18 protein-coding genes are annotated in these 16586 nt (G+C 47.9%); 12 read left to right on the forward strand and 6 right to left on the reverse strand.

Going from position 1 to position 16586, the window contains the following annotated elements:
- Window positions 1-23: 23 nt before the first annotated feature.
- The 3 genes from Q0757_RS09495 to Q0757_RS09505 all read right to left on the reverse strand — a co-directional run bounded on the left by Q0757_RS09495 (window position 24) and on the right by Q0757_RS09505 (window position 3385).
- The gene (locus Q0757_RS09495) at window positions 24-1091 is read right to left on the reverse strand and encodes a nitronate monooxygenase family protein (protein WP_298786663.1); all 1068 of its coding nucleotides are present in this window, start codon (window positions 1089-1091) and stop codon (window positions 24-26) included.
- Window positions 1092-1247: 156 nt separating this feature from the next.
- Entirely contained in the window at window positions 1248-2162 is a 915-nt protein-coding gene (locus tag Q0757_RS09500; protein WP_298786666.1) for a methyl-accepting chemotaxis protein, read from the reverse strand.
- Window positions 2163-2293: 131 nt separating this feature from the next.
- Window positions 2294-3385 (reverse strand): diguanylate cyclase, encoded by a 1092-nt coding sequence (locus Q0757_RS09505; RefSeq protein ID WP_298786669.1) that lies wholly within the window; start codon window positions 3383-3385, stop codon window positions 2294-2296.
- Between the two features lie 181 nt (window positions 3386-3566).
- On the opposite strand from Q0757_RS09505, the gene Q0757_RS09510 reads away from it, so the two are divergent.
- The 10 genes from Q0757_RS09510 to Q0757_RS09555 all read left to right on the forward strand — a co-directional run bounded on the left by Q0757_RS09510 (window position 3567) and on the right by Q0757_RS09555 (window position 10577).
- On the forward strand, window positions 3567-4097 hold the full coding sequence (locus tag Q0757_RS09510) for a TetR/AcrR family transcriptional regulator (RefSeq protein WP_298786671.1): 531 nt from the start codon (window positions 3567-3569) through the stop codon (window positions 4095-4097).
- Entirely contained in the window at window positions 4097-4408 is a 312-nt protein-coding gene (locus Q0757_RS09515; protein ID WP_298786673.1) for a multidrug efflux SMR transporter, read from the forward strand. Before Q0757_RS09510 ends, Q0757_RS09515 begins: the two co-directional genes overlap by 1 nt.
- 16 nt (window positions 4409-4424) lie before the next feature.
- The gene (locus tag Q0757_RS09520; RefSeq protein WP_298786675.1) at window positions 4425-4790 is read left to right on the forward strand and encodes a multidrug efflux SMR transporter; all 366 of its coding nucleotides are present in this window, start codon (window positions 4425-4427) and stop codon (window positions 4788-4790) included.
- Between the two features lie 198 nt (window positions 4791-4988).
- A complete protein-coding gene (locus Q0757_RS09525) occupies window positions 4989-5993 on the forward strand; it encodes a DUF6612 family protein (protein WP_298786678.1) in 1005 nt (334 codons plus the stop codon).
- Window positions 5994-6121: 128 nt separating this feature from the next.
- On the forward strand, window positions 6122-6862 hold the full coding sequence (locus Q0757_RS09530; RefSeq protein WP_298786680.1) for a class D sortase: 741 nt from the start codon (window positions 6122-6124) through the stop codon (window positions 6860-6862).
- 154 nt (window positions 6863-7016) lie between these two features.
- The gene (locus Q0757_RS09535; RefSeq protein ID WP_298786682.1) at window positions 7017-7322 is read left to right on the forward strand and encodes a PadR family transcriptional regulator; all 306 of its coding nucleotides are present in this window, start codon (window positions 7017-7019) and stop codon (window positions 7320-7322) included.
- 17 nt (window positions 7323-7339) lie between these two features.
- Window positions 7340-8515 carry a chromate efflux transporter gene (chrA, locus tag Q0757_RS09540; protein ID WP_298786684.1) on the forward strand — a complete coding sequence of 392 codons (1176 nt, stop codon included), beginning with the start codon at window positions 7340-7342 and terminating at the stop codon, window positions 8513-8515.
- Window positions 8516-8582: 67 nt separating this feature from the next.
- Complete coding sequence (locus tag Q0757_RS09545) at window positions 8583-9566, forward strand: prenyltransferase (RefSeq protein ID WP_298786686.1); 984 nt, start codon at window positions 8583-8585, stop codon at window positions 9564-9566.
- A gap of 96 nt (window positions 9567-9662) precedes the next feature.
- A complete protein-coding gene (locus Q0757_RS09550; protein WP_298786688.1) occupies window positions 9663-9854 on the forward strand; it encodes a YwbE family protein in 192 nt (63 codons plus the stop codon).
- 174 nt (window positions 9855-10028) lie between these two features.
- Window positions 10029-10577, forward strand: coding sequence for a GNAT family N-acetyltransferase (locus tag Q0757_RS09555; protein ID WP_298786690.1), 549 nt, complete (start codon window positions 10029-10031; stop codon window positions 10575-10577).
- 135 nt (window positions 10578-10712) lie between these two features.
- Here Q0757_RS09555 and Q0757_RS09560 read toward each other — a convergent pair whose 3' ends face one another.
- Both Q0757_RS09560 and Q0757_RS09565 read right to left on the reverse strand, forming a co-directional pair.
- On the reverse strand, window positions 10713-11846 hold the full coding sequence (locus tag Q0757_RS09560) for an alcohol dehydrogenase catalytic domain-containing protein (protein WP_298786692.1): 1134 nt from the start codon (window positions 11844-11846) through the stop codon (window positions 10713-10715).
- A 92-nt stretch (window positions 11847-11938) separates the two neighbouring features.
- A complete protein-coding gene (locus Q0757_RS09565; RefSeq protein ID WP_298786694.1) occupies window positions 11939-12997 on the reverse strand; it encodes a sulfotransferase in 1059 nt (352 codons plus the stop codon).
- A gap of 130 nt (window positions 12998-13127) precedes the next feature.
- On the opposite strand from Q0757_RS09565, the gene Q0757_RS09570 reads away from it, so the two are divergent.
- Window positions 13128-13742 carry a hypothetical protein gene (locus Q0757_RS09570; RefSeq protein WP_298786696.1) on the forward strand — a complete coding sequence of 205 codons (615 nt, stop codon included), beginning with the start codon at window positions 13128-13130 and terminating at the stop codon, window positions 13740-13742.
- Between the two features lie 69 nt (window positions 13743-13811).
- Window positions 13812-14495, forward strand: a complete 684-nt coding sequence (rpiA, locus tag Q0757_RS09575) for a ribose-5-phosphate isomerase RpiA (protein WP_298786698.1) — start codon at window positions 13812-13814, stop codon at window positions 14493-14495.
- A gap of 57 nt (window positions 14496-14552) precedes the next feature.
- On the opposite strand, the gene Q0757_RS09580 is transcribed toward rpiA, so the two are convergent.
- Window positions 14553-16574, reverse strand: a complete 2022-nt coding sequence (locus Q0757_RS09580; RefSeq protein WP_298786700.1) for a copper-translocating P-type ATPase — start codon at window positions 16572-16574, stop codon at window positions 14553-14555.
- Window positions 16575-16586: the final 12 nt, after the last annotated feature.

Below are 16586 nucleotides of genomic sequence, written 5' to 3' on the forward strand. Positions count from 1 at the left end.
AAACAGAGCATAAACGGGTCTTTTTAAAGGCTTTCCCATGCTTCCTCTGCCTCTTGCATAAGACGCTTAATCATGACGCCTGTCGGCTCACGTACGCTCAAACGTGTTCCCTGGCCGCTCCAAAGGGACATGAATGCAGATTCGTTTTGTCTGGCCGCTTCTTTTCGAATCGGCTGTGTAAGTGTATTTTGAATTGGATACGGTGGCCAATTGTGCCCGAGCGCCTCCAACTGTATCATCATTTTATTTGTAATTCCTCTGGCCGGCTTGCCGCTGAAGATGGAGGTAACGGCGGTTTCTGTTTCTTTACTCATTAATACCGCCTGCTGATGGGCCTGCGGGGCTCCGCTCTCACTGCTTGTTAAAAAAGCGGTTCCCATCTGCACCGCTCCCGCGCCCAGGGCATGCGCCGCCAAAATACCACGTCCATCCATAATTCCCCCAGCTGCGATCACCGGAATATCGACCTCGTCTACGACCTGTGGCACTAAAGCCATCGTTCCGACCATCGCTTTTTCGAAGGACTCTGCAAAGGTCCCCCTGTGCCCGCCGGCTTCGCTTCCCTGAGCCACTACCGCATCCATACCTGCCTGCTCATTTTGAACGGCTTCTTCAACGGTAGTGGCAGTGCCGATCAAAAAGACACCGTGGGCCTTCAACCGCTCAATGTGGGGAGCAGGAGGAATTCCAAAGGTGAAGCTGCAGACCGTAATCTCTTCTTCTATAATAATTTCAAGCTGTTCTTCAAAGAAAGAAGGCAGCTTATCCGGCATCGATTGAGCGGCCAATTTTAATTCTTTATGAATCAGAGAGAGCTTTTCATTGGCAGCCTGAACATCTTCGGCGACCACTTCCGGAGTTTCCGGCACAAAAAGATTCACTGCAAATGACCCCGATGTCTGCTTTTTCACAAGTTGAACAGTAGAGCGAAGACTCTCTGCGGTCATATATCCGGCTCCTATAGTCCCAAGCCCGCCAGCTTTTGTGACTCCTGCCACCAGCTCCGGAGTGGTAACCCCGCCGGCCATTCCGGCTTGAATAATGGGCTGTTCGATTTGAAGACGCATAAGTAATTCAGAACGTACCGCCATATGTGCTCTCTCCTTTACTACAATATTTAATACAATTAATTGGAAATGTATTTATTATATCATGGCATAAAATTCATGTGATTCTTTTGAACTAAATATAAAGTTTTACATTTATTTTACGCAAATAAAAAAGCAGCGACGCGGGTCCGCTGCTTTTTATAAAATATGCCGGAATTGTTTCGCTCTTTCTTCCAGACCTCTCGCTGCTGCGCCAATATGTTCGAACTCTTTTACAGCATGCTTAATATGTTCCTGGCTGTTTTCCATTCCTTTTTGAGAACGAATTGTCCCCTCGCTAATTTTACTCACTTCTCCAGTTATTCCCTCGACATGGCTGTTTACTTCCTGGATAGAGGAATGAGCCCTTGTTGCAAGCTTCCGTACTTCATCTGCCACTACTGTAAATCCACGGCCGTGCTCCCCGGCTCTTGCAGCTTCAATCGCTGCGTTTAAAGCCAGCATATTAGTCTGGTCAGCGATTTCACGGATCGTTTTTACAATCCCCCGAATAGAATCCGCCTGCTGCTCCAATGATTCCAGAATAGCAAGATTGTTATTTGCCTCTTCTACTACCTGCCGGGAGTTTTCAGTAATCTCACGGCCTTTTGTCCTCCCGTCTTCTGCTCTCTTTAACAGCTCCTCAGACATGTGCTGCACCGAGTCTGACACCTTTGTCATTTCGTCTTCCCGGAGGGTAATATCTGTCGCTGCCTTCAACACCGCGTGTACGTTTCCAGCGTCATCCAGCACCGGCATGTAGGTGGCTTCAAGCCTTACCAGCTTACCGCTTCGCGTCAAACGCTGTATTTTATCCTGAAAGGATTTTCCCGCGCGCAAATCCTGCCAAAACCTTTCATAATCCCGGCTCGAAGCAAAATCCGGAGTGCAAAACTGCCGGTGATGCATCCCCACCATATCTTCTTCATGATACTCCATAGCTGCGGCAAAATGATGGTTTGCCCACAGCACTCTTCCATTAAGATCGAATTCAATGATAGCGAGCGAGCGTTCCAGCGCACGTAACACCTGGGAAGCTTCTAACACCTGCTCATTATTTTTTGTTTTTTGCATATCGTTTACTCCTCTAGTTCTTTTTTATTATCTACTATTAATACTTTATACCCAATTAGATATTTTAAAAACACTTTTTTTAATACATATTTATAAAAAAGACTCAATTATTTACAAACAATAAAAAAGACCTATTTTATAAGGTCTTTTTTAGAATATATGCATGTCTGGTTACGACCCTGGTTTTTTGCCTGGTACAGAGCATCATCTGCCTGTTTAAACAGCTCCCTTTCTTCTACAGCTGTTTCAGGAAATATAGCTGCCCCGGTCGACACAGTAATATATAATGTCTCTCCATCCGTGAGGAAAGGATATTTTTCAACACGCTCCCGTATCCGTTCAGCAATATCGAATGCTTTAGATGCGGGGCAGCCGGACAATATAACTGTAAATTCTTCTCCGCCTTTGCGGTACACAGAATCCTCCGGCCGGACCATTTCTAGCAGCACAGCTCCAAGCTGCCTTAAAATATCGTCTCCTGCTGTGTGCCCGTGACGGTCATTAATATCTTTAAAATGATCGATATCGATAATGAGCAACGAGACTGCCTGCTTCATTTTCGAAGCCTGTTCGAGATTTTTTGTTAACGAATAGGCGAAGCTTCTCGGATTATCAAGGCCTGTAAGCGGGTCCTTCAAGGACTCCGCCCGATACTTATGAAGCAGCTGATTGGAGTAAGTCAGCTGCTTTACCATATATACTGCTGCAAATGCTCCGGCAAATGACACAAACCAATAGCTGAGTACCACTTCCATGTAAAGATTCACGGTATTCAGCTGGTAGACCATAATAATGAGAAAGTAGATGTTGGAGCATAGAAGCATATAAAATGCTGCAAGCCAAGGGTTTCGTACCAGCCGTGCGATGATAATATACGCCGCCGTACTGAAAATAATCATGCTGATCGGATATAAAACGATCACTCCTCCACCGATGGCTAGACGGGAAAATGAAATAATAACCGCGGCCGTTACTGCCGGTACCCATCCGCCAAACAAAGCACTGAGCATAATTGGGATATGGCGCAGATCGATCAGGGTGTACTCGTTAACTCTGATGCCAAACCCGATTAACACCATCCCGAGCACTCCAAACAGTACACCGGTAAACAGCCTCATCGGCACAGAGGTTATACGTGAAAAGGAATGCTCCCGGAACACCTGATAATAAAAAAAAAGGAATGTCACTAAAATAGTTAAATTAACAAAAAGTTGACTAAACACAACGGCCCTCCTCCCACCATTCAGGCCCCCGACCGCGCATCTGCGCTCCGTGGTTCAATCTTTTTTTATACAGCTCTTTATACCAGTTATGGATAAGCGGGCTTCTTCGCCTTTTGGGCATTCCTCTGGTACACTTTTTACTATACCGTCCAGACTGTTAACTGATAAAGGAGAAATAATAATGAGTAAACGAGTGGAAATTATGCATTCTGCCGCCCGTATCATCCGCAGGAACGGCTTTAACCGCCTTACCCTGCACGCTGTAGCAGAAGAAGCGGAGGTGAGTAAGGGCGGTCTGCTTTACCATTTTCCAAATAAAGAACGGCTCGTCTATGAGATGAACGCTTATGCGCTGGCCCGGTTTCATGAATTAATCGAAGAAAAACGAAGCGATGCAGGCAGCTATATTAAAGCTTACGCGGAAGCAACCCTTGAAGAGCTTCGATCGGGAAGCAATTTTTTAATCAATGCGAGCCTGCTTGCTACCCTTGCCGATCACAAAGAGGTGCTCAATCTTTGGAAGGAATATAATGAACGCTGGCAGACCCTTTTTGCTTCCGACGCTTTTCATAATGATGAAGCTTCGATGATCCGGCTGCTGAGTGACGGCATTTGGTTTTCACATATTTTCGAAATTAATACGATGCCCCTTTCGCAGGCTGAACGTCTGCTTCAAAATCTTTTGGGACGCTTTGACGAAGGAGAAATGTAATGGTTTACGTGCTCATTATTATCTCAGTCATATGCGAGGTATTCGCCTCCTCCATGCTCAAGCTTTCATATGGCTTTACCAAGTTGCTTCCGTCTCTTGGTTTTGCAGTTGGTATGGGTATTGCTTTTTACCTGCTGGCGCTCGTCCTCCAGGCCCTTCCGCTCGGTGTTGTTTATGCTACATGGAGCGGCCTTGGCACCATTTTGACTACCTGCATCGGCGTTTTTTATTTCAGGGAAAAAATGAATAAAACGAACACCTTTGGTATTGTCTGCCTGGTGATTGGTCTTCTTATGATGAATTTAGGATGAAAGGAGGGAATAATTTATGCGTGCTGTTCTTCTGCTGTTTGCTGCGATTTTATTTGAGGTTATTGCTTCTACGTCTTTAAAGCTTTCAGACGGTTTTACCATCCTTATTCCCTCTCTGACCGTTTTTATAGCATTTATCGGGGCTTTTTTCTTCCTGAGTCTCGCCTTAAAATCGATCCCGTTATCTGTGGCTTATGCTGTATGGGCAGGTCTTGGCACGGCTTTAACAGCCATCGCGGGCATTTTGCTTTTTCAGGAGTCATTTGGATGGATGAAAGCGGCCGGTTTATTGTTAGTCATTTCCGGACTTGTTCTTCTTCATGTAAAAAATAGCCGCCAGCCGAAAAAAAGCAGATACTTTCCGTGGGCCCGGCATGCTTAAGCTCTCTCGTTTTTTTAAGCCCGAAGCCTCTATAAAATGTGGCTGTACGGGCTTTTTTTCTCACATTTTTTCACAAATTTTTAAAAAATGCGTTTATTTCCGGCATTTATAAGGTAAAATTACCATAGAATACCAGAAGCCAGTGGTTTCTCACATAAGCTTTTGACGAATACATGAAAAAAGAAAGGACGTATTATGATGAAAAAATGGATAACAGGAAGCAGTGCCGGTTTTTTAGCTCTCGGAGTAATCGCCGTACCCGCCCAGGCTGAAGAAATGAATGCAGGAGACATTTTGCAGCAGTCAAATGAAACTATGGCTGAGCTCGACAGCTATTCTGCCACCACCGAAATTTCACAGGAAATTACAAATGCCGCCGGTGAAGGAGAAACAATGACGAACAGCTCCACATCGCAGCAGGACATTACAATGGATCCTTTCGCTCTTCACCAGACAACTAATACAGTCGACCCGGTCAGCGGTGAAGAAGTATCCACAGAAATGTACTGGACAGAAGACGGCTACTATGTAGAAATGCCGGATGGCAGCTGGACGATGATGCCCGGTGACATGATGGGCGATATGGAAGCGATGACCACTAACCCAGGCATGTATATGGGAGCCTCAGAGTCCTTTGCTGATGAAATGGACGTAGAAGAAACAGATGGATCCTACGTGCTCACCTACGAAGGAAGCGGTAAAGAGATAGAAGAAGCGGCCAGTAAAATGATGCAGTCCGACATGGGCAGCGGCATGGCTAATGAGGAAATGATGGAAGAGACGTGGAGCATGATTGACATTCAGGATGTATCCATGAGCCTGACCGTGGATAAGGAGACTCATTACATGACAGCCAGTACCATTAATATGGATGCTTCCTATGATATGGAAGAAATTACTACAGATATGAGTCTGACAGCTGATTCCACCTACTCCAGCTTCAACAGCGTCGGTGATATTACTGTACCGGAGGAAGTCATGAATGAGGCTGTACCGATGGATGAAATGGAAGGCATGGACGGAATGAACGGTATGGAAGACATGCCTGAAGAAGGTATGGCTGAAGACGGGGCTTCAATGGAAGAAGGCGGAGAAATGCCTGAAACAGCAAGCGCCCAGCCTGCCTATATGGCTGGCGGTCTGGCCCTGGCTGGTTTGGCCGGCGGAGCCCTGCTTTGGACAAGACGCCGCCAACAGGCATAATAATCTTTCGGTCACGCAGCCTTCACCTCCCTGGTGAAGGTTGTTTTTTTCTCCACCAGCCGTGTATTATGGAAATAATAGTTATGTCTATTGTGGTCTGTTACGTCCCTTTACTGGAGTGAGCATATATGGAAAAAGTATTTATTGCGATGATTGTTATCGGCCTGAGTATTACCGGGTACTTCGGATACCAGTGGTTTGATGCCAGAGCAGGAGTAGATAAAATTTCCACCAACGAAGAAGACGTTATCTCTGATTCTGCAAATGAATCTGCGGAAGCTCCGGACGATAACAATTCCGAAGAGCAGGGCGATTCTTCCAGCGTGGAAGCTTCCGGGGAACCAGAAGCCTATACGCTGCCTGAAGGAAATGACACAGACACGGGCTCCAGCGAGGCTTCCTCCTCCGACAGCAGCAAAGATTCGGCAGTGATGAGCGATGAAATAGACCAATGGGAGAAAGGCGAAAATGTAGCCAAATTAAAAATCCCGGAGCTTGGAAACTCGTATTCCGTCTACTGGGGTACAGATGATGAATCGCTTGACCAGGGCGTTGGCATGTATGTCAGCGAATGGACCACCACTCCGGACGAGTCCCGCCATACGGTGCTAAGCGGTCACCGTGACACGGTTTTCACCGGTCTTGACGAGCTTGAAGACGGGGACTCTCTTATTGTCGAGTATGAAAATACCCAGTATGTTTACCGGCTGCAGAAAACATGGGTGACAGACGCTGAGGACCGCTCTGTCATTGTAGACAAAGACGAACCAACGCTTACGCTCACCACCTGCTATCCATTTGACTATATCGGAAGCGCTCCTGACCGTTACATTGTAGAAGCAGAACTCGAACAGACAAACAGTCTTTAAGCAGCAAAAACGGCTCCGCTGACTTGCCTACGGAGCCGTTTTTTCATTTTTTGGCAGGATTTCAACTTTGTTTTCCCCTCTTGCTATAATAAAAAATAATTGTTATTCTTTCGATATCGGATTTCGATATCGAAGTCCGAAAGGATGATCGGTCATGGAAGATAAAACGCTTCGTAAGCTTTTTTTAGGATTTATTCACATCCACATCCTGCACCACGCCTCCGAGCACCCCGTTTACGGGCAATGGATGCTTGAGGAGCTGCAGGAACACGGCTATTCCATGAGTGCAGGCACTCTTTATCCCATTCTTCATGCTATGGAAAATGACGGTCTTTTACACAAAGAAAATAAAAATGTGAACGGAAAAATCCGCAAATATTATACCACCACAGATAAAGGAGCCGGAATTTTGCAGGAAGCCCGTGTGAAAGCTTATGAATTGTTTAAAGAAATCAAGTAAAGACGGGAGAGAACGCTATGGGAAAAACTTTGGGCCAAAAATGGCTGGAAATATTTTTGATTTCCACACGGCTGGGATTGACCTCTTTTGGCGGCCCTATCGCCCATTTAGGCTATTTTCATGAAGAATACGTGCGACGCAGAAATTGGCTCGACGAGCAGAGCTATGCGGACCTGGTCGCCCTGTGTCAGTTTCTTCCAGGCCCCGCCAGCAGTCAGGTCGGCATCGGGATAGGCATTATCCGGGGTGGGCTCGTGGGAGGTTTTATTTCCTTTCTTGGATTCACCCTTCCTTCCATTATTGCTTTAGTAATCTTTGCCCTTGTACTTGAAGGCCTCGACGTCAGCGATGCCGGCTGGCTTCAGGGGCTGAAAATTGTCGCTGTGGCAGTTGTTGCCCATGCGATATGGGGCATGGCCCAAAAGCTCACACCTGATCTTCAGCGGCGCACCATTGCCCTGCTTGCCATGAGTGGTACTCTTTTATGGCAGACCTCTCTTGCACAGGTGCTTGTCATACTGGCAGCAGGCGGAGCTGGATGGGTGCTGTACCGCTCAGTCCAGGAGGCAGATCATACGGCGGTCCTCGAAACCGTATCGCGCAAAACAGGCGCTTTCTGCCTGACACTCTTTTTTGTTCTGCTCGCTGCACTGCCGCTTATGCGGGAGTGGACCGGTTCTACCTTCGTAGCCATGTTTGACAGCTTCTACCGGGCTGGGTCACTCGTATTCGGCGGCGGCCACGTTGTCCTTCCTCTACTGGAACGGGAGTTTGTCCCGACCGGATGGATGAGTGAAGAGACGTTTCTCGCGGGCTACGGGGCGGCCCAGGCTGTACCGGGGCCTTTATTTACCTTCGCTTCCTACCTGGGCACTGTCCTCTCCGGCTGGCAGGGGGCCCTGGTCGCCTCAGCAGGCATCTTTTTGCCGGCTTTTCTTTTAATTATCGGAGCGCTGCCTTTTTGGTCCCTGCTTCGTAAAAATACTCACATGAAAGGCGTTTTGACCGGTGTAAACGCTGCTGTTGTAGGTATCCTTTTAGCTGCCTTTTATAATCCAATCTGGACCTCATCCATTACGTCCTCACTGGATTTTGTATTAGCTGCTTTTCTATTCACAATGCTTGCCTTCTGGAAGCTTCCGCCCTGGGTAGTCGTTCTCAGCGGCGCAGCCGCAGGCGCTGTTCTCTTATAGAGCAGCGTCTTTTTTACTGCTTTCTGCCAGCTCTTCTCCCCTGGACACTGTACGAAACCGTCAGGAAATGGGATACTGGTACCAGAAAATTGAAACCATCAGGAATCAGAAGGGAAAGATGTGGATGGCCAATCAGTTCGCCGGGACGCTGCGCAGTGCGTGGATGCTTGTTCGTGCCATTGCTGTTATATCTTCAAGCATCGCTACGATTGTCTCTACGATGCTGCCGCTTTTTTTATACTCGTCTCTTTCAGCTTCTTATTTAACAGCTATTTTCATTCTTCTGGCCATTGGCGCTTTTCTTATTCACGGGCTTCTCACCCACGCTTTTAATGATTATGCTGACTATCTTTCAGGCACGGATGAGCACAGTCCTGCTATTCTTTCCGGAGGCAGCCGCGTGCTGCAGACTAATGCCATGTCATTAAAATCGTTATGGCTGGTGGGGAAATGGCTCGCTATCGCATTGATGGGCATCGCCGTGCTTTGTTTTATCCTTGGGTATATTAAAGTAGGCGTGCTCCTTCTTATCGGCGTCTGGGCAGCGGCCTCTTATTCCCTGCCCCCGCTCAGCCTCAGCTATAAGCCATTTCTCGGGGAATGGCTCAGCCTGTTTCCGTCCATATTTTTGCTCGGCCTCGGCGGGGCATGGCTCGCGCTTGGCACCATTCCGGAATGGGCTTTGCAGAACGCATTTATAAATGCCATGATCTGTCTGGCCTGGGTGATGGTCCATCATATCCCGGACCGGGAGGCGGACATGCAGGCCTCTCCCGAAAAGCGCACCACAGTAGTCTGGTTTACCCGCAAATTTGGTTCACCTTACGCTCATATGCCTGCTGTATGCTATTTAGTGATATCAGTGCTCACCATTTTTTGGCTCGGCAGTGACCGTCTGTTGGCGGCAGCGGGACTGGCTGTACTTATGGCAGTCTCTCTTATTCTTGTCAGCCGAATGGATAACTCCAATCCCGAGCACGTCTCGGCTGTAGAAAAGACTCTTTTGCTGATTGCCATGATAAGTGCCGGCTGGCTAGGTATTTTTATTTAAACCGGTGGTGCAGCGATGCGGGAACGAGAATTTATTATTTCCTCTTTTCCATCGTCTGCTATAATAAAGCATCACTGTTGAAAGGAAGGACATAATATGGACGGCACAAAACGTAAAGATGTTACCCCAGGAGCAGAAGTGGATATTGTTTTAAAAAAAGACCAGCGGAGCGGGACGCTGACCCGGGGAATCGTTAAAGATTTACTCACTAATTCCCCGAGCCATCCGCACGGCATTAAAGTCAGGCTTGAGGACGGCCAGGTAGGACGCGTCAAACATATTCATTAAATTCGCAGCATCCTAAAGCTCCTCTCTCTGCTCAAAGAGACGGGGGGCTTTTTTCATTTTAGAAAAACACGTTTTATTATATTAATATATTAAAATTAAAGCATCTTCTTTTCATTTTAAACGTGAGCGCTATAAAAAATAGAATATTTCTGTATGAGCAACAGGAGGTATAGAATGGATTTTCAGCAGAAAAACCGAGGAACGGAGCGTTTAATTCTTCGTCCGCTGCACCCGGATGACTTTGAAAGCTACAGGCAGGCACTCTCAGAACGGAAATCCTCCCAGCATTTATACGATCCCGGGAGACCGGAAATCAGCCGTTTAACTAAACCAAAATTCATGGATATGATTCAACAGAGAAAAAAGATGAAAGAAACGGACAGCACTTATGTATACGATATTTTTCATAAAGACGGAAATCACCTGGGGCATGCTGATATTACTACGTTAATACGTGAAGAATTCCAATGGGGCATGCTCGGCTATATGATTCATAACCAGCACTGGAATCGGGGCTTTGGAAAAGAAGCCGTACAGGAGATTCTATGCGCTGCCTTTGAAGATCTGCACTTTCACCGGATAGAAGCTCACATTAATATCGATAATTATCCCTCCATCTCTATTGCAGAAAAAGCTGGGATGACATACGAGTGTGTGCGCCGGAGATTTATTCACGAAAACGGGGCATGGACAGATAATCTGGTCTACTATAAAAATGCATAATACAATGTTTCACGTGAAACATTGTATTTTCACCCTGATAAGCAATATTAAAAAATCAGTGATCATTTTTTTAACATAATAAATGCGGAGCCTTGTAATTTTTACAGGCTCCGCATTTATTATATTAGAATTATTTTATGGCTTTAAAATTACTTTGATATTGCCATCTTCTTTTTCATCAAAGATGCGATAGCCTTCAGCTGCATCCTCCAAAGGAATTGGGTGGGTAATAATGTCCGTTGGATCGAATAGTTTGTTTTCAATCATCCGGTAAAGGCTTGGCATCATATGAATAACCGGCGCCTGTCCCATTGTAAGGGCCACGTTTCTCGTGAAGAAGTCACCGATTGGGAATCCATTGGCTTCGGTGCCGTAAACACCCGTCAGCTGCACGACTCCGTTTTTCTTCACAGACTGGGAAGCTGTCACAATCGGGCTGATGGTGCCAAACTGGTTGTCGCTTTCGGAGCCAAATGCTGTATCCGGCGGCACGGTGCCATCCATGCCTACACAGTCAACGACTACATCTGCCCCGCCTTTCGTGTCTTCATGAAGCAGTTTGCCTATTTCTTTTGTCTCGCTGAAGTTATACGTCTCCACATTGTTTGTTCTTCTCGCATGCTCGAGACGGTGCGGCACCTGATCGACAGCGATGACGCGGGAAGCGCCTTTCATCCATGCAAACTTCTGAGCCATTAAACCGATCGGCCCACAGCCTAAAATAATGATCGTATCCCCATAAGTCGCTCCGCTGTTTTCAATGCTCCAGAACGCAGTCGGCACGACGTCTGAAAGAAACAATACGCTTTCGTCCTTCAGTTCACTGTCCTCCGGCACTTTAAAGGAGGTAAAGTCAGCATACGGTACACGCAGGTACTCCGCCTGACCGCCCGGGAAGTTCCCGAAATCCTCAGAGAATCCGAACAATCCGCCCATTTCGGCGTGTGGGTTGGAATTGTCGCATTGGCTTTCCATCTGATGGGTGCAGTAATAGCATTCCCCGCATCCAATATTAAATGGAATAACAACGCGGTCTCCTTTTTTCAATGTTTTTACATCAGGACCGACCTCTTCTACGATCCCCATCGGCTCATGGCCGACAACGTAATCCTCCGGCGTCGGAATACCACCTTTATATAAATGCAAGTCCGATCCACAAATACCACTGGCTGTAATGCGTACAATCATGTCATCGCTGCGTTCAATTTTCGGGTCTGCAACTTCTTTGACTTCCATGTGTTCTTTGCCTTGAATCGTTACTGCCTTCATTATTTTAGACCAACCTTTCATTATTTTAATCTGTGTCTGGAGTTACTGGTTTAAAATACTATTTCCGATTATGCGCATTTGTAAACGCCTGGTTACGCATAGCCTAAATAACGAAGTGCCGGCCCTGTCGCTTCCTCCAGCGCAGACCTCTTCTCTACCGGGAGCTCCGGCCACGTGTCCGGCTTGGGATTAATTTGTGCAACACTTTTTTTTATCCATTGCTCGTTTGCTTCCTTTGACGCAGAGGGCGGATTTATAAATGTAATCAGGCGCTCGAGCTCTCTTTCCGGTGTTTCCAACAGGTCTTCATACCGAAGCCAGTGCTGCTGAGTCCCGGGCAGTTTTTCGATCACACGACCTGCATGCAGCAGTGACTTTGAAATCCAGGACCCGAGCTCCTTGTACGGCATATCCATCTGGCGCAGCTGTTCAATCTCAAAATAATCCGGGTGCAGCCATCGGTAGGAGCCAAGCCTTTCAGCCTCCGTGGAGGGATCCGAGGGATCAGCGCCTGTTTCTTCAATCGCCTTTAAAATAGCTTTTCCCATCTTCATCGTCTGAAAACGGTTAAAAGCCACAGCAATTTCCCGGGGGTCCCGGTATAAAAAAACAAATTTGGCCTTCGGGAACATGTCTATTAAGTATTCAGCTGCGTCTGTGGAAAATCCGGAACGTTCCACGCATGTGTCACCATCAAACCGCCGCTGCATCCACTCAAACAGGCGTTGGTACTGCCCCTGCAGCGAATCTTCCGGGAATGCCGGTACCACTGCTTCAAGCTCCTGGTACAGCTTATCCGGTTCATTGGTCAGGTGAGGAAGGGTGATGGAGGCAATAGCCGGCAGCCCCGTTTTTTCGTTAAATAAAGTATTTTCCGTTCTTTCATAGAGTATTTCTTTATTGTGTAATCCTTTCTTTTCGTACGGAGCCAGCCGTACTGGCTCCTTTTGGGCGAGCAGCTCCCAGAAGTTACTGCCTGTCCATGTTTGTTTTTCGAATCCCTTCCATTCTTCACCGCTGATCCCAAAATTATAATGAACAGAAAGAATCAATTCAGACAGACTCACAAGTTCAGGGTGAAGACGAATGCAGTTGGAAACAGCTGTGGAGCCGCTCCTCCCGGTCGAAATGATAAATACTGGTTCCGTCATTGAATACACTCCTTTTAGTCGCAATATATTTTATCTTTTCTCTACCCACTTTTATCGTAATTATGCTATGCGGTTTTTCTTTTGGATTATTTTGGTACAATAGCAGGAAATGGAAACAGGAGGCTCTCTTATGCTTTTTCATTATCATCACTGGACGCCTTACATAGAACAAACCGAAGCATTTTATTCCCGGTTGGGATTTCGCGTCTCCCAGCGTATTGGAAAATATAATGGCAGCTATCAGTCCTTCGATCCTCCGTTGGGTTGGGATGACTTCCGCGGCAGACCGATCACTTTCCGTATTATTGAAATGCGCAGAGGCGCCGTCAATATCACATTTGGCCAGGGCAGGCGGATCATGTTTGACCATATCGGCTACCTGGTAAGTGAGCGCCGGCTCGAACGTATTTGCCAGCAGGCAGAAACGGCCGGGCTGCGTATTCAGCGAGGAGAAAAAAGAACGTTTATTTCCACCAGCCATTCATTCCGGGTGGAGCTGCAGACGCATCAGGAGGCCGTTGACGGGTTGCACAGCCCGTTCCGGCTTCAGAGCCTCAGCATCGAAACCACTACGGACGGCCTTGAGCACGAAATCAACCAGCTGCTTCGTCCTTATTCTTCCCGCATACAATCTCTTGTCACTCACCGTCATGCTCTTCATTCCGCCCAAATATCACACCCTGCCTTTGAAGAAGTGGTCGACCCAAACGGGGTGAAGCTTATTTCTGCCGGAACAAGCAGCTGAACCCTCAGGTTTGGTGAGGCTTCGAAAAGGAAATAGCCTGTTTAAATACATCCTAAAGGAGCTTTTTTTATGTCCAGGGAACAGCAAAAACAAGACGCAGCAGCAAAGGCTGTCGAATATATTCCAGATGATTCCATTGTCGGCCTGGGCTCCGGGTCCACTATGTACTGGGTCATGCAGAAGCTTGGAGAACTTGTCCAGCAGGGGGTGCACGTCCAGGGTATCCCTTCTTCTGCCGCTACAGAGCAGTGGGCAAAGGAATTTAACGTTCCACTTGTATATTTCTCAAACGATATGACGAAAGCAGATGTAGCTATTGACGGGGCAGACGAGGTCAATCCTGACTTTCACATGACCAAGGGCGGAGGCGGTTCCCTGCTAAGGGAAAAAATTATTGCCGATGCAGCAGATAAACTGATTATTGCTGTGGATCAAAGCAAAATTGTCCAACAGCTCGGCTCCTTTGCACTGCCGGTTGAAATCACGCCCTTTGGATGGCAGAAAACAGTACGTGATATTCAATCGCTGGGCTGTGATCCTGTCCTTCGCCGCGACCACGGCGACCCATTTGAAACAGATAACGGCAACTACGTAATTGATTGTGATTTTCAGCTGATCGAACGGCCGGAGGAGCTGCATCATCAGCTGATTCAGCTGGTCGGCGTCGTGGAAACGGGCTTGTTTACTGATATGGCAGATATCATTATTGCAGGCACAGAAGGCGGAGCTGAAACGTTCGAAAAGAAACGGTAAAACAAACCAGTATGATTCCATTAAAAACCCGGAAGGCAGAAAGCCTCCCGGGTTTTCCTACGTTCGCAGCAGCTGCGCGTTGACAGCTACTACTACCGTACTGATACTCATCAACAGTGCTCCGACAGCCGGACTCAGCAGAATGCCGATCGGTGCCAGCACACCGGCTGCAAGCGGTATAGCAGCAATGTTATAGCCGGCAGCCCACCAGAGATTCTGAACCATTTTCCGGTACGTTTTTCCGGACAGCTCAATAACAGAAAGCACATCGAGCGGATTGCTCTGCACAAGTACAATATCGGCGGTTTCCATTGCAACATCCGTGCCACTGCCAATCGCAATACCAACATCCGCTGTCGCGAGCGCCGGCGCATCATTGATACCGTCGCCCGTCATTGCAACTTTTCTGCCGGACTGCTGTACTTTCTTTACCTGCTCTGCTTTATGATCCGGCAGCACTTCCGCATAAACTTCTTCAATGCCAAGCTGGGCGGCTACCCAGTCCGCCACGCGCTGATTGTCCCCTGTGAGCATAATTGGTTTGATTCCCTGCTCGTTTAAACGCTCCACAGCTTCTTTTGCGGATTCTCGTACCATATCAGCGAGCGCCACCATTCCGATCAGCTCTCCATCCACCAGCACAAACACAACCGTTTTTCCTTCCTCCGCTCTCTCCCCGAAGGTTTTCTCGTCATACGTCAGCTGATGGTCTTTCATGTAGCCCGGGCTGACAATTTTCACCGCAGACCCGTTCACGGCTCCTTCGAGCCCCTGCCCGGTCATCGTTTGAAAGTCTTCTACCGCATGCAGCTCGATATTGCGCGTTTTAGCTTCATTAACAATTCCCTCCGCCAGCGGATGCTCCGATTCCTGTTCCACGGAGGCGGCAAATCCAAGCACCTGCTCTTCAGAATAACTGCCGCTTGGAACAACGTCGGTTACGCCAAAGCTTCCCTGGGTCAGAGTCCCTGTTTTGTCAAAAATAACCGCATCGAGCTTCCGGGCACTTTCAAACGGCGGCCGGTTACGAATTAGCAGTCCCTGTTTTGCGGATAAGGCCGTAGAAACAGACACGACGAGAGGCGCTGCGAGTCCGAGAGCATGCGGACAGCTGATAACCATTACCGTCACGGCCCGTTCTACTGCACTGTCTGTCGAACCGCTTACCAGCCGCCAGATAATAAACGTTATGATGCCCGATCCAAGCGCAGCGTAAAACAGCCATTTAGCAGCCCGGTTTGCCAGATCCTGCGCCCGCGACTTGGACTCCTGGGCTTCCTGTACAAGCGTAACGACCTGCGAAAGATACGTCTGATCGCCGGTTTTTGTTACTTCAATGGTTAAGCTTCCGTCCTGGTTGACTGCTCCTCCAATGGCTTCGTCCTGCTCGTTTTTTTCCACCGGGAGCGACTCCCCGGTCAGCATGGATTCATCCACCGAGGATTTTCCTTTAATAATCGTCCCGTCCACCGGCACTTTTTCTCCCGGTTTAATAAGAACATGGTCTCCCTGTTGGAGTTCGTCCACGCTAACTTCCTCAGTATCTCCGTCTGCTTTCACCCGGCGGGCTTCATGAGGCATGAGCTTAATCAGCTCCTGCAGAGCGTTTGAGGCCCCCATAATCGAGCGCATTTCGATCCAGTGGCCAAGGAGCATGATGTCGATTAACGTAGCGAGCTCCCAGAAAAACTGAGTGCCTTCCCAGCCAAACACCACCATAGTGCTGTAGCCGTACGCTACGACGACAGCAAGCCCGATGAGTGTCATCATTCCCGGACTTTTTTGCTTGAGTTCGTCTACTGCTCCGGTTAAAAACGGCCAGCCGCCGTAAAAGAATACGACCGTTGCGAGTCCGAAAAGCCCCCACTGATCATAGGGAAAAGCCCAATCCAGACCGAGAAAGTCCTGGATCACCGGAGTCAAAAGCAAAATAGGAATGGTTAAAATAAGGGAGACGAAAAACCTTCGTTTAAAGTCAGCAATCATAGCGCTGTGATGCTCATGATGATCATGTCCCCCGCCATGGTCTTCATGCTCTTCGTGATGACCCTGCCCGCGGCCTCTTTGCTGGTTTGCCATTAACCCGCCTCC

It is taken from the genome of uncultured Marinococcus sp., from assembly GCF_947493875.1.
GTDB lineage: Bacteria > Bacillota > Bacilli > Bacillales > Marinococcaceae > Marinococcus.